Here is a 19,839-nt window from a genome sequence, read left to right as displayed (position 1 = left end):
TCTTCAACGGTTAATTCGGCAGGGAATCCGACAATGCCGACTTCGGTAATAAAAAAGTGACCAGCGCCATGGCAAGCTGTAGCAGGTTACTTGGCTCCATCAGCATCAGTTCCGTTTTTGACAGCGCGGGTGTGGTTACACGGGGTAATACCGTCATGATGGAATCCACATCCATTTCAATAAGCGCCTGGAGTCTGATACCACGCAGTGCACCAGAGTGAGGTTTACGGACAGTGATTTCCGCAAGCGTGGTATTGCCGCGAATGACAGGTGTATCAAGTGTTACGGTGCTTTCATTTTTTTCGCTAACTGGTTCGTTCATCAGAGTGTCCTCATCTCTTGTCAATGTAGAGTCAGTGTGTATGAGGTCACACAATCTGACGAGAACCGGCTACTGTGTCAGTGGTCACACAACCTGCGGTTCAGAGGCGGCAGGAAAAAATGTCGTTGGCTGGCGCTTTGCCCCGCCGCGCGCAATCGTAGCCCCGCCTCGCCTGCCCGCTTTGCGTATGGGTTTTCATGCATCTGCATGAATGTGTCAAAGCCGCGCCAGTACTGGCCCTAAACAGCGTAAAGCCGGTGCAGGCATTCATGCGTTTTCATGCACCATAGACATGCACTCACAGCGTAAGGCTGCCTGTCAGGAAAAAGCATAAAAAATCCCCACCGGTTTAACCCGCTGGGGATGTTCTGACAGACAAATCAAAGGATAGTCACTCAGGGTTGTTGATGTCGATCCTTGAGTTTGAAACTGTCGCCGTAGCGACCCAGATTCTGAGGAAGTTTAGGAACCGGTTGTGTCTCAGGTTCATCGACCTCGCGGGCCATTTTACAGAGTACCCGGTTAAGTGATTCCATGGTATTAAATGTACATGAGCAATAAAGATTCTGACATTGATAATAAATTAACTTTACGGTCGGTGACAAATATCCACTCGATCGCACATGTGCTAATTTACCGCACTCAGGACATTTCATTGCCATAAATATCTCCTAAAGTTATGGATGACTTATTATCCATTAACAGTTTGTCTTGATTCCAAAATCACTGCTAAACTTGAGATTATCTTTCGCTGACAATTCATTGTTTGACACAGTGCAGAAGCTGTATTTTCCAGTCAGTGATTTCTTTGCTCCCGGTTCTTTTGAGCATGCTATCAGTGTCTCCGATAATTTAAGCGCTTCATCGGCCGTTAATTCAATTGAGTGATTATTCAGCATGATACTAATCATAATTTATTTTCTCCATTATATATCCGGCGTAAGCATGAATATATTAACGATATTAGCGTTATGACATCAGCTATTGTTAAATAGTTAATGAATGCTGTTTTGCTTATTAAGTGCTTCACGTCGTAGCTGGAAAGTATAATTCCCGGCAGTGGTGTAATTAGCGCCACTGTCTTTCCAGACGGCTTCTTCCAGACTCATTCCAGCTTCTGTTAAAGCTGCGCTGTAAGCAGTCAGTACCTGCGGTTCCCTTGAGGCAATCTGCGCCAGCACAGCATCATGCAGGAGTGTCATCGCCGGCTCCAGCCCCTCGGAACCTTTAATGTAAGGATAAAGGGCGTCGGTCAGCGCTTCGCCGTTTGTTGCCATGAACGTTTTCAGTGCCTCCCTTATGCAGGTTGCTTTCAGGCCCGCATGTGCGGCACGTGTCGTGTCGGCAGCGACTGCCACTTCCCAGACAGTGACCGCCAGTTCCTCACGGAGTAGCACTACTTTTTTGTCATAGTCAGCAGGTTTTATTGCAGCACTGAGCTGGTCGGAGAGCTGCTTCTGGGTATCCGTATAATGGGTCGATTTGTCCTGCCAGGCCTTACGGGCATCACGCCATGCAGTCAGTGCTACATCTAAAATGGTATCGCTCATAACAAATCCTCCGGTTATAACTCCACAAGATTGTTAGAACGGGCATCATGCTTATTAGCATTAACACTTCCATCACTTTGCTTGAGATTCTTATATTTGAGAATTTGCCCTGGGGTAGGTTTTTTGTGGCAATCAGCAGATGCTTCAGCATCAGGAGATATACCTATGATGGATAAAGCGGGGTCTATATTGATGACATCGTGATCTTCTTTGGCTGGTCTTAAAAAAGTCTCACAAATAAAATCTTTGAGTAATATATCTGCATCATTTACACCAGTAATTACTCCATCAATATATTTACTATTGGTACGTCGTAGATGCTGATATTTCAAATTGAGCAGACCAAGCAGTTCAGCGCCATGCTCGGATAAGAATCGTCCCAGCAGCGTATCTACATGCTTATCGACAAAATAGTTATGCTCCCTTACGTAGTCGCTTGCAGCGTGACCGGTATCCCATGGCAGGGTGGTTAAATCGCTCTCCCGTAGCGCAAGCAGCTCTTCCAGGTCATCAGCTGTTTCGCGCTGTTCAATCATCTTTGCCCGCAATTTCTTCACTTCAGGTGTGAACTCACCATTGGAGTCATTAAGCAGGGCGCTACGCTGATTTTTCATCAGTTCGTAGTCAGAGATGGCCTTTTGTTGGCGCTGGCGAAGTGTATCAACCTGCTCCGTTGCTTTGCTTTCCTTTTCACGAGCTGTGATCCATGCTGTTTTATTGTCCTGAATCTTTTTAACTACCTGCTGTAATTCCGGGGACAACATTTCCTGGTGGTTACTCAGTTGGGTATCAATTGGTTGCTGGTCAGTCATGATTTGCTCTCCGTCATCTGATGAAAGTCAGTGTGTCATTCACCGCACAATTGAACGAGCAATCGGCATTGTGTCACCGGCCATACAAATGGAAGTAAGACATCAGAGACAAAAAACAGGGAGGCCAGCCAGGAAAGAAGCATTTTTGCCAGAATTTATATGTTTATGGGTGTTTTAGGTGGTAACAGTGGTAACACTGGTAACGGCATTGATATTAAAGAGTTTTTCCTGTTACCACCTGTCACCAGTAGTGGTAACAAAAGAAAAATGATGGTTGTATCTTGCTGATTTTAAACGTGTTACCACCTGTTACCAGTGGTAGCACGTAGGTGGTAACATATTTTTTCCTTATAAATCAATCTTGTTACCAGTGTTACCACTGTTACCACCTAAAAATAGGATACGCGCGAATACTTCTTTCCTGGCGGGCATCTTTCCCCGTGTGACAGATACTTAAAAGGGGCATTGCGCCCCTTATTCACCCGATAACCTCACTCCTGAATACGTAGACCTTTTTGGTACCCGTCTCCGGTAGTCTTACGGTTTTTTGCAACCTGCCGCTTTCCAGCTCTGTATCAAGCCATCCGGCATCATGGCAGAGTCGCGCGGTTTTGGCCGTATCAGATGTACCGCAAATCTCTTTCCACCCACTCGGCAGAATATAAAACATAGTGCCCGGCTCAGTGCCGTTGCTGCCCTTATCGACACGGCGGAAACCAACCATATTTGCAGGGCGATTTTTTTCGTCGTACCAGTCAGCAAAGCGCGTGTATTGATTAGCAGTGATGAAGCGTCGGACTTTCTCCAGTGCGTCAACTTCTTCCTGATTAGCCGCATGGCCGCGATCCTTTAACCACGCATCAAGGCAGTTTCGTGCGGCATTGTAGGCCTCGCCGGGTTTCCAGCCCGTTATTCCCGCTTCCGTCGCCAGTTCTCCGGCAACGGCCAGCAGTGCAAAGCGGTCAACGATACGGCCAACCTGATTGCCGGAATCAGCCGGGAGAAGAGTACGCTCATACTCTTTTTTCATCGCCTTGGCCCGTGCGGTGATGCCGGAAAGATTCCCGGCAATCCAGCGCAACCAGTCGCGGAACGGTGCGCCATGATACTGGCGGCAGGACTGTTCAAGATATTCCGCAAACTCCTTGCCACCATCAAACCCGTGCAGGTTTTCAAATGCGCCATGCTTTCCGGTGTCACTTGGGATTTGCACCATACGGACGCCCACCCCAGCCCCGGTACGCTTTTCTCCAGCTTCGGCGGCGTGCTCCATGATAGATATTTCCCCGGTGGAGAGGTAAAGCATCGTCCAGGTTGCCGGGTCACGCACACTGCCATCAACACGGCCACGTGCTTTGCCCTGGCCATTACCCAGCATGTAGGCAATACGGCTGGCCTCTTTCCCGTCCACCTCGCTGATTTCATCGAGCATCAGTGCGGCATCATTCCGGCGCAGGGCAATACCTTCCAGTGCGTTACCCGTTGCCCGCCACGTCTTCCAGAAGTCAGCGCCACCACATACCGAGGCTGCAACCTTCATCGTAGTGGTTTTACCGTCCGTGGATTCCCCCTTAAGGTGATAGCCCCCACCACCGATGCCTATCAGACTGAGGAGAGGGGCAGCAAGTGCCAGACTGACGCAAAATACCAGGCGTGAATTGCCTACACAGTAGGCTCCAATATGCCGTATCCATTCCTGCGTTGTGCCGCTGACACGGAAGTCGTTTTTTGATGATGAGGAGGACTGAAGAATGACGCTATCAGCATCACTGCCGATAACCTCATCCTGTAGGACATAAGCACCAGCGTGCCAGCCCGTTTTATCCACGCAGGTGACTTTACGTACCGGGCGACACGTTGAGATGTATTCCATCAGATAGCCACGCGCCGAACCGTTGACGCTGATGAAGTGCAGCCCATTATCAAGCAGTACCTCGCGCAGCTCCTGACCACTTCCGGCCAGAACCGTCATAGGCATCGCCCATTCATGCAGCATTCCGTTTGAGTCTTCCCATGACAGCATTCGTCCAAACTTCCCACCGTCTGCATCGCAGGTGATGGCGCTGACACGCAGGGGACTGCAAATTTTAACCTGCCTGACCTGTCCGTTATCCGCGCTATCTGAGGTCGGCCGGTCAAACCAGAGATAATCCTTTGTCAGCCGGAATCCGTGTGGCAGCCGTGTTTCCGTGTCAGCAGGATTCATCATTTCTTCAGCAAACGCATCCCGTGACCGCTGAACGCCAAATTCACGGCGGTAGTCATCCCAGTCAGTCTTAAAGCGCCCTGGCGGAATGGTCACCCAGCCCTTAACGGCCAGTGCTGCTTTAATCGCGCATTCACGTCCCTCATTGGGTTTGCCGTCAGCAAAATCATTATCCCCGGCCAGTATGATCTGCGCTTCTGGCCACTTCTTGCGTAAGGCGGTGGCAACGTTTTTCATATTGGTTTTAGACAGCGATGCCACACACCAGCCATCCGTCAGCAGCGATGCGCTTAATGCAGTGGCATATCCTTCGGTGATAACAATTCTTTCAGGGCGGTCATCCTGCATTTTTCCGACCGATACAAAACGCCCAGCCGCTTTACTCCCCGGTAACAGGCTTTTTTGTTTATCAGGACTGATAATCTGCGCACCGGTTGTTAGACCGTCAGTGTCAGTAATGGGTAGCATCAGCGAACCCACCGGGAAGGTCATACCTCCGGCTTTCATGACCCGGCGTGTCAGCAAGGAGGCATAGCCGGTCAGCCCTTTGGCACAGAGGTAGGCACTTTCCCCCTGCACAGTGTTACTAAACAGGTTAGCCCACCATTCAGGTGTTTTTTCGGAGGCTTCTTTTCTGGCTGGCTCTTGAAGGGCTGTCTGGATTTCCGGCAGTGCAAGGGTAGAAGATACTTCCTGAGCTGCACTCATGACATCGCAGCCTCGAATCAATTTTACTAGGTCAAGGCCATCACCATTTTTGCAGTTTGAGCAAATCCAGGTGCCTCTACCTTCCAGGTCATCAAGCCTGAAGCGGTCTTTACCAGCGCAACGTGGACACGGGCCGTGGCGACCGTTCGCTGGGATATTAATTCCAAGAGCAGACAAAATAGCAGGCCAGCGACCTCTGGCAGCAGCAGTAATATCGCTCACTGAAAGCTGCTCATTAATGGTCATAAATGTCCCTCCGTAAGTAACTCACAGCCATTTTTTGCATCTGCGAGGTCTGCACGCATATATTCGACAATTGCAGCCATCCCTGCGGCGCTTTCACCTAATGGAATACAGTCGCGCCGTGGATATTCTGAAAGAAGGAGCTGAAGAAAATCGCAAGCGGCGGCTGCACGTTGAAATTTTGCATGCCCTTCTTCTGTCATTCCGTATGGATGTGTTTTCTGTTTTGAGGGCAAAGCATTGCCTTGGGCACTGAATTGCCCGTGTGTAATGTTCATGGAAGTCTCCGATCAGATTCTGATTTAGTCCGGTTTACAGGAAGTTAGAGTAATGATCTGAATCTAACGCTGTTTGTTGGCGTGTTTTGCGTTCTCGCCAGCGTATTACCGGGACAGAAGCAGGTAACTGAGCGCGAGTTGTGTTGTCGCTGTATGGCTCTTTCTTTATAACGACCTGAAAGAAAGAGTAATTTTCCATAAACCATGAAAGGGGAGATTCTGTCACTTTGTCATCACTGTCATAGCGATAGACGACTTCACGTTGGAACTCGAGAATGATTTTGCCACTATCAGTGCGACGAGTTCTGACCGCGAGAATTGTGACTGTCCAGCCATTCTTATGTTGCCAGCGTTCGCCAGCGCGAGGGTAGCTATGCATGGATGCCTCCACAATGCGGAAGACGGCCGGCAAAACAAAGTATGTAGTCTGGGGCCAGGCGGCGACGGGCAGAATGCTCATCACTTGCTGTAACCCGTAGCATAACAGGGCGAGTGTGACGCTGGTTTCGGTTGATTGCCGCGAATAACCAGGTAAACTTTTGTGTAGCCATCAACGTTACCTCTTATAACGGTTTGGTCAGATGCCTGATTTGTGTTCCAGCACAGTCGGGCATTGTTTTTTATAGGGTTGGCACTTACAATGGTAATTACCATGTAGGTCAATATAGGTTATGGTAATTACCATGTCAACACCCAAAGAGAAACGTTCTCCTCCTTTCCAAATGCGCTTAACAGATGGGTTCAGGCAACAACTAGAAGAAGAGATGCGGAAAGATGGCGATACAGCTCTTGCTTCTTGGATTAAACGAATACTCCGCAAGGAATTACAAGCCCGAGGGCAGAATCCTAAAGGCTGATAACAAACGGGGAGAAAATAAGTTCTTCCCGAGTTGTTTAAAGCTTGCATATATCCCTCCATTACTTATTTTTTTGCTGTTCAATCCATTGCCTTATTTCTTGAGCATCAAAGACAGTAACTCCTGGAGAAAGGCGAGCGGGTTGCGGAAAATCAGGTTTAGCTTTAGTCCAACGCCAAAGAGTGACCGTGCTAATATTGAGAAAGTTCGCTGTTTTTACAGCTCGGGCATTACCGGACAAGGGATAAGTTGTCATATGAAATCACCTGCAATCTTATGTAACGTCATGAAATGGACGATTGCAGGCTACTTTTTGGAGAGGATTTTTTCGCGGAGTTTATGAAAACTCTTCCGAGTTATGCAAAAATCTTTATCTTTTCCCAGCTCTTTTCAACCAATCATCTAACGTATCATCTGTTATTTCAGGTAGATAGCTATCTCCTCCTGCACGAAGACTAAGAAGCTCTCTGATTTGATTGATCGAGCCGAATCGCATCATTTCTTCTGAAATTCCCAGCGCATGCATCAATGCGGCAATATAGTTTGATTGTTTGGCAGTTGTGCGTATTGGTGGTGTTTCGCTACTTTGATACGACGTGAGAGGTTTTGAATCACTATTATTACGAATAGTGGGCATATAATCGCCAGAAATAGCATGTTTATATAAATACTCAATATTATAACCAGTTATTTGTAGGTTGTAACTTTTATCATTTAAGTCAGGTGCATGATCACAAAGGTATTCTAAATATTTAACATCCCCTTCTTCATTATTTACTATTTCTCCGACAAATTGTTTATTTATAAGTATTGGAGATATTATTTGGCATGGTTCATTGCTAGGCTTAAATTCTGGATTGGATTCCGTAAATAGATTTATTTCTGTGCTTTCTGTCAATCCTTGAGAGATTGCTAAAAGAACAGATGTATCAATAGGCCATATCCCAGAAGTATATGTCTGAACTAAATAATAATCTCGTGTTTCCAATAGATGAGATTTTTCTGGTATGTAAAAATATCCAGATTTAAACTTATCTGAGAAAACGTAAGGTATACCATCCCCGTTAGGTAGGATTTCATTATTGAAATCTTCGATTTGGTTTTTTATTGGTCCATCATCTCGAAGAAATGGTGTGTAAAAGAAATACATTCTTTGAATGTTAATGCATAAATTTATTTTCCCAGTATAGCACCAATGAAGAATATCTGATTCCTCACATTCTAGGATACTTGCAGCTCTGGAAATTGAGCAGTATTCAAGAGGCGCTATTCTTTTGTGTTTCCATATGTTTTTATCAGCTTTGTTACTCATCAGGATACCTTATTATGTATCAATGTTAAGTTATTAAATTCCATTTCATATGGTGCTATATAATCGATGGTATTTGCAGAAAGGTAATTTGACCACCACTGCATCATTTTTCTGCGTTCTTGCATGTGCTGGGCTAAGTGAACATAAGCTGCACGAACTTCATTCCGCTCCAAATGGCTCATCTGGCGTTCTACAGCATCCCGTGACCATAGACCCGATTCTGTTAGAGCAGAACATGCCATTGCGCGAAAACCATGAAGGCAAACATCGGATTGGGTATCGTAGCCCATTCCTCTCAGAGCCTTATTCACCGTATTCTCGCTCATCGGTTTAAATGGATTACTGTCGCCAGGAAAAACAAGTTCATATTCGCCGCTTATTTTCTTTATTGATTCCAAAACCTCAATAGCTTGGACTGATAGTGGCACATGATGAACACTACCCATTTTTGCGCCTCGGTCTGAATATTTCACACCTTCAATTTCTTCTCGCTGACCAGGGATGGTCCACATTGCTGAATCCACGTCTATTTCACCCCAACGAGCATGTCGTAGTTCACTGGAACGCACAAAAGTATGAAGAGAAAATAAAACGGCTAGTCGAGTTAATGGCCTGCCAGTATATAAGGATATTTTTGTTGTGAGTTCAGGTAGACGTTCAAGAGGCAGAGCTGGGCGATGTTTAGTTTTTGGGTTGGTGACTGCACCTTTTAAATCATGGGCTGGATTATATTCAACGATGCCACGTTGAACCGCATATCGGAAAATACTCTCCATGGTAGTTTTTATTCTACCAGTAGTCGCACCAATACCTTGATCCGACATGGCAATGAGTACCGGTAATAGATCCCTCGTTTTAAGGGAGTCTACTGGTTTATGCCCAATTGCAGGGAATAAGTGATTCTCCATTTCTCTGAGTATTTTATTACGGGTAATCGCCTTCCATTCAGGATGGCCCATTGTGCCTTTATGCCATTCTAACGCTAGTGATTTGAAGGTGCGGGAGGTCGGTTCATCTGCGGTAGCTTTTTTTGCTTCTCTTGGATCTCGACCATCTGCAAGTAATTGCCTGGCTTCATCTCTACGTTTTCTTGCAACGACCAGCGACACGTCAGGATATACCCCCAAAGCAAGGGTTGCCTGTTTACCGCTATAGCGATAATTCATTCTCCATGCTTTGGTTCCGTTCTTTTTGACTAACAGATAGAGACTGCCACCATCGGTCAGTTTGTAATCTGTTTCTTTGGGCTTGGCGTTCTCTACCTTTTTGGGCGACAGCTCGTTTAAAGCCATATGCAGTAAGCCTCTGGCAATTGAATGATGGTATCGGAATATCGAACCGGTTAATACCATCAACGATACCATCAGAAGTGTGTAATGTCATGAAATGCCCTGAAACTAAATTAAGACGTAACTTAGCTGATATAGCTGTTTTTTAAGGGGATTGTGAAGGGTATTGAAACGAGGTGAAATTGCTTAATGGTGTCCCCTGCAGGAATCGAACCTGCAACTAGCCCTTAGGAGGGGCTTGTTATATCCATTTAACTAAGAGGACTTAACACCCGCCGGGCTGCGCGGGCGGGTGTTGCGGGCGCTAGTATACCCGCTTTTAGGGCGACGTTAAGGGGCAAGCAGGTTGATTGCCTGAAACGTAACCAGTTTTATGTGCGTTGCGTCTGTTTTTCGCTTTTGCCATCCTCAACTTCCTGTTTGCGCTTTGCTTTAGCCTTTGCTTCGGCTTTTTTCTTGGTACTCATATCGTTACGGATTTGCGCGTGGCTAATTAGTGCGAAGATAAATGTGCCGCCGCAAATATTGCCTGCGAGGGTTGGCAGGGCGAATGGCCAGAAGAAATCGCTCCAGTGAATGGTGCCGTTAAAGACCAGGTAGAGGATCTCCACCGAGCCGACCACGATATGGGTTAAATCACCCAGCGCGACCAGCCAGGTCATGATAATGATGACAACAATTTTTGCCGAACCCGCCGACGGGAACATCCACACCATAGTGGCGATTATCCAACCGGAAATAATGGCGTTGGCGAACATCTCCCCTGGGGTGTTTTTCATCACATCCATGCCGATTTTCACGAATGCATCGCGCGTTTGTTCATCAAATATCGGCATATATTCAAATGCATAAGCGGCAAGCCCGGTGCCAATCATGTTGCCAAGCAAAACCATACCCCATAAGCGCAGTAACAGCAGGAAGTTTGACCCGGTTGGTTTGTGCATTACGGGCAGCACAGCGGTGACGGTGTTCTCAGTGAACAACTGTTGTCGCGCCATAATGACGATGATAAACCCGAATGTGTAGCCGAGGTTTTCCAGCAGAAAGCTGCCGGGCACGCCATCCAGATTGACGTGAAATACCCCTTTTGCCAACAATGATGCCCCCATCGACAGGCCTGCTGCAATGGCCGACCACAACAGCGCCATCGCGTCACGTTCCAGCTCTTTTTCACCGTCCTGGCGAATATGTTCGTGGATGGCCATAGCCCGCGATGGCAGTTGTTCTTCATCGACTTCTATCTTTTCGCCGTGGTCTTTTTCGTCACTTTCGACTTCAATCTCATCGGTGGATTTGTCGATTTTGTCTTCTTTTAATTCATCCATTTTTTAGGTTACTCACCGGTTAACTATTCCATTAAGCGTAGCGGCTTTTGGCTTTATTCCCTGCAACACTGGTGAATTCGACTTAATTTTGATCTTAGGTGTGAGGATTACCTCTTTTGGAGTACCGCAGATGCGGCAGCCCATCTGGAGCAAAGCCTATGATGTGTTATGATTTTGTTTCCCGAGACAAGGAGTGTTCCTCAAATGCTTGATGCCATTAACCTGACCTGCGTACGTGACGATCGCGTGTTATTTAGCGATTTGTCGTTCACCGTATGCCCGGGTGAAATGGTGCAAATCGCCGGCAAAAATGGGGCAGGGAAAACATCGTTATTGCGGATTCTGGCGGGCCTTGCACAGCCTGAGGATGGCGAAGTGAAGTGGCAAGGGGAAGGGTTGTCCCGTGCGCGCTATCAATATCATCAGGATTTGTTGTGGCTCGGACATCAGCCGGGCATCAAAACCGTTCTTACCGCCTTTGAAAATCTCAACTTCTATCATGCAAACAGTGCGGAAAGCCTACGTTGGCAAGCGCTAACTGAGGTTGGTTTACTTGGTTTTGAAGATGTCCCGGTTAACCAACTTTCCACCGGGCAACAACGCCGGGTGGCGCTGGCCCGATTATGGCTAAGTTCGCAAAAGCTCTGGATTCTTGATGAGCCTTTTACTGCCATTGATGTTACGGGTGTGGAAAAACTCACCCGGCAGCTCAAGCTGCATACCGAACAAGGCGGCATGGTGATTCTCACCACGCATCAGCCGCTGGCAGTCAGCAATCTGCGCCAGATCCATTTGCAGGAGAAACTGGCATGATGCGCAGAATTTTTCTGCATGAACTGCGCGTGGTGTTCCGAAAAGGTGCGGAGATCGCCAACCCTCTGTGGTTCTTTCTGATAGTTATCACTCTGTTTCCATTAGGCATTGGCCCGGAGCCGCAATTACTTGCACGAATTGCGCCCGGCGTGATTTGGGTGGCTGCATTGTTGGCATCACTGCTGGCGATGGACAGATTGTTTCGCGATGATTTTCAGGATGGCTCGCTTGAGCAATTGATGTTGCTGCCAATCCCTTTGCCAATGGTGGTGTTAGCAAAAGTGACCGCTCACTGGGTGGTGACGGGTTTGCCGCTGCTGATCCTCTCGCCGCTTGCCGCGCTCTTGCTGGGGTTAGATTTTTACGCCTGGAAGGTGATGGCACTTACGTTGCTGCTTGGAACTCCGACGCTGAGTTTTCTTGGTGCACCTGGCGTGGGTTTGACTGTAGGTTTGCGGCGAAGCGGCGTGTTGTTGAGTCTGCTGGTGTTACCACTGACTATCCCGCTGTTAATTTTCGCCACCGCCGCCATGGATGCAGCCTCTATGCATCTTCCTGTTGACGGTTACCTGGCCATTCTTGGTGCGCTTCTGGCATCAAGCGCTACACTAAGCCCGTTTGCCACGGCAGCGGCACTGCGCATTAGCGTGCAATAAAATTATGTCGGGTGGTGGCTTGCGCCTTACCCGACCTAAATAAAATAAGATATATCAATATGTTGTAGGGTAGATAAGCGAAGCGTCATCTACCAAAGCAACTTTTTTGTGAGCAACGATTATGTGGAAATGGTTACATCAACTCGCTAAACCCGAGCGGCTTTATCAGCTTTGTGGGCGTTTGGTGCCGTGGTTTGCGCTTATCAGCGCGGTGTTGTTAGTGGTCGGTTGTGTCTGGGGTTTTGGTTTCGCGCCTGCGGATTATCAACAAGGACAAAGCTATCGCATTATGTATCTTCATGTGCCTGCGGCAATCTGGTCGATGGGCATCTATGGCTCGATGGCCGTGGCGGCGTTTATCGGCCTGGTGTGGCAGATGAAAATGTCTGACCTTGCTGTGGCGGCAATGGCCCCGGTGGGTGCGGTGTTTACCTTTATTGCGCTGGTGACGGGCTCTGCATGGGGCAAACCGATGTGGGGAACCTGGTGGGTGTGGGATGCGCGGCTCACTTCCGAACTGGTGCTGCTGTTCCTCTATATCGGCGTGATTGCGCTGTATAACGCCTTTGACGACCGCCGTCTGGCCGGGCGTGCCGCAGGTATTCTGGTGCTGGTGGGCGTGGTGAACTTGCCGATTATCCACTTCTCGGTGGAGTGGTGGAACACCCTGCATCAGGGTTCCACCAATATGCAGCAAAGTATTGACCCTTCGATGCGCACTCCGCTGCGCCTGACTATCTTCGGTTTTCTGATGCTGTTTGCCACGCTGACATTAATGCGCCTGCGCAACCTCATTTTGCTTCAGGAGCAGCGCCGCCCATGGGTGACGGCGCTGGCGAATAAAGGGAGAAGCGCATGAACAGCGCATTTGTAAGCTGGACTGATTTTTTTGCCATGGGTGGCTATGCGTTTTACGTCTGGCTTGCCGTCACGTTGACCTTTATCCCATTACTGATGCTGGTGGTGCATACCCGTTTGCAGCATCGCACCATTTTAAATTCAGTCACGCACCAACAGGCGCGAGAAAAACGGATTCAGGCAGCACGCCAGGCAGAGGGAACTGAATGAACACGCGTCGTAAAAATCGATTATATCTGGCGCTTTCTGTGCTGGTGGGGTTAGGACTTACTATCACGCTGGTGTTGTATGCGTTACGTAGCAATATCGATCTCTTTTATACCCCGAGTGAAATTTTGTATGGCAAAGGCGAAAGCCACCAGTTGCCGGAAGTGGGGCAGCGTTTGCGCGTTGGCGGAATGGTTCAGCCCGGCAGCGTGAAGCGTGATAACCAGACGCTGAAAGTGACTTTCAAACTCTATGATGCCAGCGGCGTGGTAGATGTCAGCTACGTCGGTATTTTGCCTGACTTGTTCCGCGAGGGGCAGGGCGTGGTCGCACAGGGCGTATTCGAAGCGGGCAATAAAATCGAAGCAAAAGAAGTGCTGGCGAAACACGATGAAAATTACACCCCGCCGGAAGTAAAAGAAGCGATGGATAAAAATCACCAGCGCGCACCGCAGGCCTACAAGGATAACGCCTCATGATGCCAGAAATTGGCAGTTTTTTGCTTTGCCTGGCGCTCGGCTGGTCATTGTTACTCAGTGTTTACCCACTGTGGGGCGTGAAGCGTAATGATTCACGGTTAATGGCTTCTGCCCGCCCCTTAGCATGGGCGCTGTTTATCACGCTATGCGCCTGTTTCCTGGTGCTGGTAAATGCGTTTGTGGTGAATGATTTTACCATGCAGTACGTCGCGAATAACTCCAACAGCGAACTGCCGGTGTGGTATCGCGTTGCCGCCACATGGGGCGCGCATGAAGGCTCATTGCTGCTTTGGGTATTGTTGCTGAGTGCCTGGACATTTGCCGTGGCGCTGTTTAGTCGCAGCATGCCGCAAGATGCCGTAGCACGTGTGCTGGCGGTAATGGGGATGATTAATTTCGGCTTCCTGCTGTTTATCATTTTCACCTCTAATCCGTTCACCCGTACGTTGCCTGACTTCCCTATCGAAGGACGCGACCTGAATCCACTGTTGCAAGATATCGGGCTGATTTTCCACCCGCCACTGTTGTACATGGGATATGTCGGTTTCTCGGTGGCGTTTGCGTTCTCTATCGCCGCGCTGATGGCCGGAAAACTCGATTCTGCCTGGGCGCGCTGGACGCGTCCGTGGACGTTGGCGGCCTGGTCATTTTTAACCATCGGCATTGTTTTAGGTTCGGCCTGGGCTTATTACGAGCTGGGTTGGGGCGGCTGGTGGTTCTGGGACCCGGTAGAAAACGCCTCGTTTATGCCATGGCTTGCGGGTACTGCGTTAATCCACTCTCTGTCAGTGACGGAAAAACGTGGCAGCTTCAAAGCCTGGACGGTGTTGCTGGCAATTACCGCATTCTCGCTGTGCCTGCTCGGCACGTTCCTGGTGCGCTCGGGCGTGCTGGTATCGGTGCACTCATTTGCCTCTGACCCGGCGCGCGGCATGTTTATCCTCGCGTTCCTGGTGATTGTGATTGGCGGTTCGCTGCTACTGTATGCGGTTCAGGGCAGTAAAGTGCGTTCACGTGTCGGCAATAGTTTGTGGTCGCGGGAATCCTTTTTGCTCGGCAATAACGTGCTGTTAATCGCTGCAATGCTGGTGGTGTTGTTAGGAACGCTGCTGCCTTTGGTGCACAAGCAACTGGGGCTGGGTAGCATTTCTATTGGTGAGCCGTTCTTCAACACGATGTTTACCGCGTTGATGGCGCCGTTCGCACTGCTGCTCGGCATTGGCCCGCTGGTGCGCTGGCGTCGTGATGAGCCGCAAAAGCTGATTAAACGACTGGTGATTGCCGTCGTGGTGACCGTTGTGCTGGCGTTAACTTTGCCCTGGTTGATGCAAGACCGTATCGAAGCGATGACGGTTATCGGTTTACTTATGGCGGTCTGGGTATTTGTGCTGGCGTTAACCGAAGTCTTTGATCGCGCCACGCATCGCCATGGTTTGCTGAAAGGGTTATGGAAATTGCCGCGCAGCCATTGGGGTATGGTGTTTGGGCATCTGGGGCTGGCGGTAACTGTCGTCGGTATCGCTTTTAGTCAGAATTACAGTGTCGAACGGGATGTGCGTATGAAAGCGGGCGACAGCATCGACATTCATCAATACCACTTTGTGTTCCGCGATGTTCATGAATTGACGGGCCCGAATTACCGTGGTGGCGTGGGTATTATCGATGTGACGCGAAATGGCAAACCTGAAGCCACGCTGCATGCTGAAAAACGTTTCTACAACAGCAACCGCGCCATGATGACCGAAGCGGCAATTGACGGCGGTGTGATGCGCGATCTCTACGCTGCTCTGGGTGAAGAGTTAGATGATGGCAGTTGGGCGGTGCGCCTCTATTACAAACCTTTTGTGCGCTGGATTTGGATGGGCGGAATATTGATGACGCTCGGCGGCCTGTTCTGTTTATTTGACCCACGTTACCGTCAGCGTAAAAACATGCCGGAGGCTGCATGAAGCGCAAAGTATTATTTATCCCGCTCGTTTTATTTCTCTTGTTGGCCGCGATGTTACTGTGGCAACTGGCACGTAATGCGCAGGGCGATGACCCGACCAATCTCGAATCTGCATTGGTTGGTAAAGCGGTGCCAGTGTTCCGACTTGAGTCTTTGGAAAACCCGGGCAAGATTTATGACCAGTCAGCTCTGACTGATGGCAAACCGTTATTACTCAACGTATGGGCAACCTGGTGCCCGACCTGTCGCGCAGAGCATCAGTATCTTAATGGGCTCAAGGCACAAGGCGTGCGCGTGGTCGGTATGAATTATAAAGACGACCGCCGCAAAGCGATTACCTGGCTGCATGAATTGGGTAACCCTTACGCGCTGAGCCTGTTTGATGGCAATGGCATGCTGGGGTTAGATCTGGGCGTTTATGGCGCACCAGAAACTTTCCTGATCGATGGTAAAGGGATCATTCGCTATCGCCACGCGGGGGATCTTAACGATCGCGTCTGGCAGCAAGAATTAAAACCGCTGTGGGATAAATACAACAAGGAGGCAGGTGCATGAAACGCGTATGGCTATTTCTCATCGCATTCTTGTTCTCGTTTAATGTGCTCGCGGCAATAGATACTTTCCAGTTCAAAGACGAAGCGCAAGAACAACAGTTCCGCCAGCTCACTGAGCAATTGCGTTGCCCGAAATGCCAGAACAACAGCATTGCGGATTCCAATGCGATGATTGCCTCTGATATGCGTCTGAAAGTTTATGAACTGATGCAGCAGGGTAAAACGAAGCAGCAGATTATTGATTACATGGTGCAACGTTACGGTAATTTCGTGACGTACGAACCACCGCTAACACCTGCCACTATCATTTTGTGGGTGCTTCCCGGGCTGTTTATTCTCGGCGGCGCGGTTGTGATTGTCATGCGCAGTCGTAAACGGCGGGTGCACTTTAGTGATGAGCCTGAAAATGAAACTCAACCAGCAATTACCCGAAAAGCCCATTTCTGGTTTTTTGCGCCCGGAGCGGTGATTTTGGTGGTGGTGAGTGTAGGGGTTTATCTAAAAACATCTGACTGGAAGCAAGTGATAGCCTGGCAACAAGTGACCAGGCAGACACCACAGTTGTTACAACGCGCTTTAGATCCACAGGCGGAGCCGCTGAATATGCCCGAAATGGCAAACCTTGGCCTTGGGTTGCGTACCCGTTTGCAGCACGAACCTGACAATATTGAAGGGTGGATGATGCTCGGGCGAATTGGTATGGTTCTGAATAATGCATCTACTGCTACACAAGCTTTTGCTCATGCGTATAATCTGTCGCCCACTAACAGTAATGCAAAGCTGGGCTATGCTGAAGTATTGACCCGTAGTGGAGATGCGCAGGATAACCAGTTGGGTGGAAATCTTTTGCGAGAATTGCTCAAGGTGGATCATACCAATATTCGCGCATTGAGCCTGCTGGCATTCAACGCTTTTGAACAACAGCATTACCGCGAAGCTATTGGTGCATGGCAAATAATGCTACAAGTCTTACCGGCAAACGACCAGCGTCGGGCTGTGGTGCAAAGAAGCATCGAACAGGCTAAAGCGGCGCAAGCTGGTGAAGATGGCATTAAAGCTGAAAGCGTAGAGTAATAATAACAGGGAGAAATATATGAATTTCCGCCTGACCGGGCTGGCACTGGCGACTACGGTTTTAGTAGGGTGTGCTAGTTCGGCCGATACACAACCGCAAGGGCGCTCGGATCCATTTGAAGGGTTCAACCGTACAATGTACAACTTCAACTTTAATGTGTTGGACCCGTATGTTGTGCGCCCGGTGGCTGTGGTGTGGCGTGATTATGTGCCGCAACCGGCTCGTAATGGGATAAGTAACTTCACCAGCAACCTCGAAGAACCCGCGTCGATGGTGAACTATTTTATTCAGGGTGACCCGTATCAAGGGATGGTTCACTTTACGCGATTCTTCCTGAACACGTTGCTCGGTATGGGTGGTTTGATTGACGTTGCTGGTATGGCGAACCCGAAACTGCAGCGCGAAGAACCTCATCGCTTCGGCTCGACGCTGGGCCACTATGGTGTTGGCTATGGTCCGTATGTGCAGCTACCGTTCTATGGCAGCTTTACGTTGCGTGATGAAGGTGGTGACTATGCCGATACGCTCTATCCGCTGCTTTCATGGCTGACGTGGCCAATGTCTATTGGTAAATGGACGGTTGAAGGTATCGAAACGCGTGCTCAGTTGCTGGATTCTGATGGTTTGCTCAAACAATCTTCGGATCCGTACATTACTGTTCGTGAAGCTTATTTCCAGCGTCATGATTTTATTGCTAACGGTGGGAAGCTTTCACCAGCAGCAAATCCGAATGCTGCCGCGATTGAAGATGACTTAAAAGATATCGACTCTCAGTAAGTATTGAGTGGGTCATAGACATAAAAAAGGCGAAACCCAGGTTTCGCCTTTTTTGTCACTGTTAACTATCAGAATGCGTAGTTAAAGTTCATACCGTACAGCCAGGCTTTGCCTTCAGACTGGAAGGTATATGGGCCTTCTTTAATCTCTACGTGCTGACCATGCATGTAGGAAACGCCCAAGTCTACAGAAGCATCATCGTTAAATGCGTAGGTAGTACCAGCACTGATCCAGAAGCGATCCTGGTCCGGAATAGAGATTGAACGTTTGTCTGCCGGAACTGGGCTGTCATCGAACGCGATACCGGTACGGAAGGTCCAGTTTTTATCCATAAAGTAGGTGGTACCTAAAGCAATACGGTACGCATCTTTGAAGCTTTCATCTTTATAGAACAGAGTCTGACCGTTGGTACCGGTGGCCTTCAGCTCCTGGAACTGGCTCCAACTGGTGTAAGTCACGCTATAGTGGATAGCCCACTGTGGGTCGACTTTGTTATAGCCGGACAGTTCCCACATTTCTGGCAGATTCAGTGTCAGAGAGCCTGGAACGGTTTGTCCGTTGGTGCCAGCCGGTAAACCGAAGTTAGACAACAGCGGGTTATAGGCTGAAGGCAGGTTGCTCTTATAATCGCCGTCAAAGTCGATTTTGACTTCTGAACGGTAGGTGAAGCCGTAGCGGTTATTCTTGTCGATTTCATAGAGAATACCGGCGTTCCAGCCATAACCCCACTCGTCGCCTTTCAGGTGTGCGATTTGGGTGTCAGCAGGGATTTGGGATACTGGACGAGCAAGTGAAGGTGGCAATGCACCGGAGCCTGCAATGATTTGACCTAAATCACCTGCGTAACGTTCGATTTTCGCTTTAGCGTAAACAGCATCAAAGCCCAGGCCAAAGCTCCAGTTGCTATTTAAACGGTATGCACCACTCAGATTTAGGTTCAGGGTGGTCAGGTCGGTTTTACCGCCCATTGAGCCTGCGGTGTAATCGTTATTGAATTCTGTTGCTAAACCATAGTTAGAGGTAACAGATGCTCCCCAGCCAAATTGTTCATTAATAGGTGCAACAAAGTGGAGGTTTGGAACCCAGGCTGTCGGCGCGATGTTATCTGCGTCAGTACTACGGCCTGTTGGCGATGTGCCAGAAATATTAACGTCTGGATCAACAAATACTGCGCCGCCGGAGAAGGAAGGGCGGTCAAACATCATGATGGTTGCAGGGTTACGGCTGGCAGAGCCCGCATTATCCGCAACGGCACCTTCCCCTGAATAAGCTCGGCCTAGGCCTGAGGAAGAGAACTCGTTTAATTGAAAGCCGGCTGAGTAGGCCTGCGATGAGACAATTGCCACTGCAACCGCTAGGGCTGACTTTGTAAACAGGTTTTTCTGGCTCATGACCAAAACCTCATATTGGATTTATTTTTATACAAACAATGTTACATACCGTAACAGGAGCGCGAATAGTAGGGGCTGATCTGTTACAGAGAAAGCAGACCAGTGGCGAGAGTATAGGTCTGACCAGATAGGATGTTGCAAGTTTGTATCCAATAATTTTCAAACTTGATCACTGAAAC

The 19,839-nt window shown here is 48.8% G+C and carries 23 protein-coding genes and 1 tRNA gene; 10 read left to right on the top strand and 14 right to left on the bottom strand.

Going from position 1 to position 19,839, the window contains the following annotated elements:
* Positions 1–10: 10 nt before the first annotated feature.
* From IX31_RS13585 to IX31_RS22425, 8 genes are all read right to left on the bottom strand, one after another.
* A complete protein-coding gene (locus IX31_RS13585; protein ID WP_034458936.1) occupies positions 11–322 on the bottom strand; it encodes a phage tail assembly protein in 312 nt (103 codons plus the stop codon).
* A gap of 395 nt (positions 323–717) precedes the next feature.
* Entirely contained in the window at positions 718–978 is a 261-nt protein-coding gene (locus tag IX31_RS22430; protein WP_479682199.1) for an ogr/Delta-like zinc finger family protein, read from the bottom strand.
* A 339-nt stretch (positions 979–1,317) separates the two neighbouring features.
* Entirely contained in the window at positions 1,318–1,872 is a 555-nt protein-coding gene (locus tag IX31_RS13575; protein WP_034458932.1) for a phage polarity suppression protein, read from the bottom strand.
* A gap of 14 nt (positions 1,873–1,886) precedes the next feature.
* Complete coding sequence (locus tag IX31_RS13570; protein ID WP_034458930.1) at positions 1,887–2,684, bottom strand: phage polarity suppression protein; 798 nt, start codon at positions 2,682–2,684, stop codon at positions 1,887–1,889.
* A 478-nt stretch (positions 2,685–3,162) separates the two neighbouring features.
* Positions 3,163–5,844, bottom strand: a complete 2,682-nt coding sequence (locus tag IX31_RS13565) for a DUF927 domain-containing protein (protein WP_034458928.1) — start codon at positions 5,842–5,844, stop codon at positions 3,163–3,165.
* Entirely contained in the window at positions 5,841–6,119 is a 279-nt protein-coding gene (locus tag IX31_RS13560) for a hypothetical protein (protein ID WP_034458926.1), read from the bottom strand. The genes IX31_RS13565 and IX31_RS13560 overlap by 4 nt, the downstream gene beginning before the upstream one ends.
* 34 nt (positions 6,120–6,153) lie before the next feature.
* Entirely contained in the window at positions 6,154–6,498 is a 345-nt protein-coding gene (locus IX31_RS13555; protein ID WP_034458924.1) for a hypothetical protein, read from the bottom strand.
* Positions 6,491–6,670, bottom strand: a complete 180-nt coding sequence (locus IX31_RS22425; RefSeq protein WP_072009451.1) for a host cell division inhibitor Icd-like protein — start codon at positions 6,668–6,670, stop codon at positions 6,491–6,493. The genes IX31_RS13555 and IX31_RS22425 overlap by 8 nt, the downstream gene beginning before the upstream one ends.
* A 132-nt stretch (positions 6,671–6,802) precedes the next feature.
* Between IX31_RS22425 and IX31_RS23510 the strand changes: the two genes are divergently transcribed.
* A complete protein-coding gene (locus IX31_RS23510; RefSeq protein WP_198528568.1) occupies positions 6,803–6,976 on the top strand; it encodes a hypothetical protein in 174 nt (57 codons plus the stop codon).
* A 61-nt stretch (positions 6,977–7,037) separates the two neighbouring features.
* On the opposite strand, the gene IX31_RS22420 is transcribed toward IX31_RS23510, so the two are convergent.
* From IX31_RS22420 to IX31_RS13530, 5 genes are all read right to left on the bottom strand, one after another.
* Positions 7,038–7,232: a helix-turn-helix transcriptional regulator gene (locus tag IX31_RS22420; protein ID WP_072009450.1), complete on the bottom strand. Its 195-nt coding sequence runs from the start codon at positions 7,230–7,232 to the stop codon at positions 7,038–7,040.
* A gap of 114 nt (positions 7,233–7,346) precedes the next feature.
* Positions 7,347–8,288: a hypothetical protein gene (locus tag IX31_RS13545; RefSeq protein WP_034458920.1), complete on the bottom strand. Its 942-nt coding sequence runs from the start codon at positions 8,286–8,288 to the stop codon at positions 7,347–7,349.
* Complete coding sequence (locus IX31_RS13540) at positions 8,288–9,580, bottom strand: tyrosine-type recombinase/integrase (RefSeq protein WP_034458918.1); 1,293 nt, start codon at positions 9,578–9,580, stop codon at positions 8,288–8,290. Before IX31_RS13540 ends, IX31_RS13545 begins: the two co-directional genes overlap by 1 nt.
* Before the next feature lie 187 nt (positions 9,581–9,767).
* Positions 9,768–9,842, bottom strand: a tRNA-Arg gene (locus IX31_RS13535).
* A gap of 106 nt (positions 9,843–9,948) precedes the next feature.
* Complete coding sequence (locus tag IX31_RS13530) at positions 9,949–10,902, bottom strand: formate/nitrite transporter family protein (RefSeq protein WP_034458916.1); 954 nt, start codon at positions 10,900–10,902, stop codon at positions 9,949–9,951.
* 204 nt (positions 10,903–11,106) lie between these two features.
* Between IX31_RS13530 and ccmA the strand changes: the two genes are divergently transcribed.
* The 9 genes from ccmA (at position 11,107) to mlaA (ending at position 18,269) form a co-directional block, all read left to right on the top strand.
* Positions 11,107–11,715 carry a cytochrome c biogenesis heme-transporting ATPase CcmA gene (ccmA, locus tag IX31_RS13525; protein ID WP_034458914.1) on the top strand — a complete coding sequence of 203 codons (609 nt, stop codon included), beginning with the start codon at positions 11,107–11,109 and terminating at the stop codon, positions 11,713–11,715.
* Complete coding sequence (ccmB, locus tag IX31_RS13520) at positions 11,712–12,371, top strand: heme exporter protein CcmB (protein ID WP_034458912.1); 660 nt, start codon at positions 11,712–11,714, stop codon at positions 12,369–12,371. Before ccmA ends, ccmB begins: the two co-directional genes overlap by 4 nt.
* A gap of 121 nt (positions 12,372–12,492) precedes the next feature.
* Positions 12,493–13,230, top strand: a complete 738-nt coding sequence (locus IX31_RS13515) for a heme ABC transporter permease (protein ID WP_034458910.1) — start codon at positions 12,493–12,495, stop codon at positions 13,228–13,230.
* Positions 13,227–13,439 (top strand): heme exporter protein CcmD, encoded by a 213-nt coding sequence (gene ccmD / locus IX31_RS13510; RefSeq protein ID WP_034458908.1) that lies wholly within the window; start codon positions 13,227–13,229, stop codon positions 13,437–13,439. Before IX31_RS13515 ends, ccmD begins: the two co-directional genes overlap by 4 nt.
* A complete protein-coding gene (gene ccmE, locus IX31_RS13505; protein WP_034458907.1) occupies positions 13,436–13,915 on the top strand; it encodes a cytochrome c maturation protein CcmE in 480 nt (159 codons plus the stop codon). Before ccmD ends, ccmE begins: the two co-directional genes overlap by 4 nt.
* Complete coding sequence (locus IX31_RS13500) at positions 13,912–15,864, top strand: heme lyase CcmF/NrfE family subunit (protein WP_034458905.1); 1,953 nt, start codon at positions 13,912–13,914, stop codon at positions 15,862–15,864. Before ccmE ends, IX31_RS13500 begins: the two co-directional genes overlap by 4 nt.
* Positions 15,861–16,418, top strand: a complete 558-nt coding sequence (gene dsbE, locus IX31_RS13495; protein WP_034458903.1) for a thiol:disulfide interchange protein DsbE — start codon at positions 15,861–15,863, stop codon at positions 16,416–16,418. The genes IX31_RS13500 and dsbE overlap by 4 nt, the downstream gene beginning before the upstream one ends.
* Entirely contained in the window at positions 16,415–17,491 is a 1,077-nt protein-coding gene (locus tag IX31_RS13490; protein WP_034458901.1) for a cytochrome c-type biogenesis protein CcmH, read from the top strand. Before dsbE ends, IX31_RS13490 begins: the two co-directional genes overlap by 4 nt.
* A gap of 19 nt (positions 17,492–17,510) precedes the next feature.
* Entirely contained in the window at positions 17,511–18,269 is a 759-nt protein-coding gene (gene mlaA / locus IX31_RS13485; RefSeq protein WP_034458898.1) for a phospholipid-binding lipoprotein MlaA, read from the top strand.
* Positions 18,270–18,337: 68 nt separating this feature from the next.
* Here mlaA and fadL read toward each other — a convergent pair whose 3' ends face one another.
* Positions 18,338–19,660, bottom strand: coding sequence for a long-chain fatty acid transporter FadL (gene fadL, locus IX31_RS13480; RefSeq protein ID WP_034458896.1), 1,323 nt, complete (start codon positions 19,658–19,660; stop codon positions 18,338–18,340).
* Between the last annotated feature and the right edge of the window lie 179 nt (positions 19,661–19,839).

The organism is Buttiauxella noackiae, from assembly GCF_000737905.1.
Taxonomy (GTDB): Bacteria; Pseudomonadota; Gammaproteobacteria; order Enterobacterales; family Enterobacteriaceae; genus Buttiauxella; species Buttiauxella noackiae.
The sequence above is the reverse complement of the archived record's forward strand: the minus strand, read 5'-3'. Positions and strand labels throughout refer to the sequence as shown.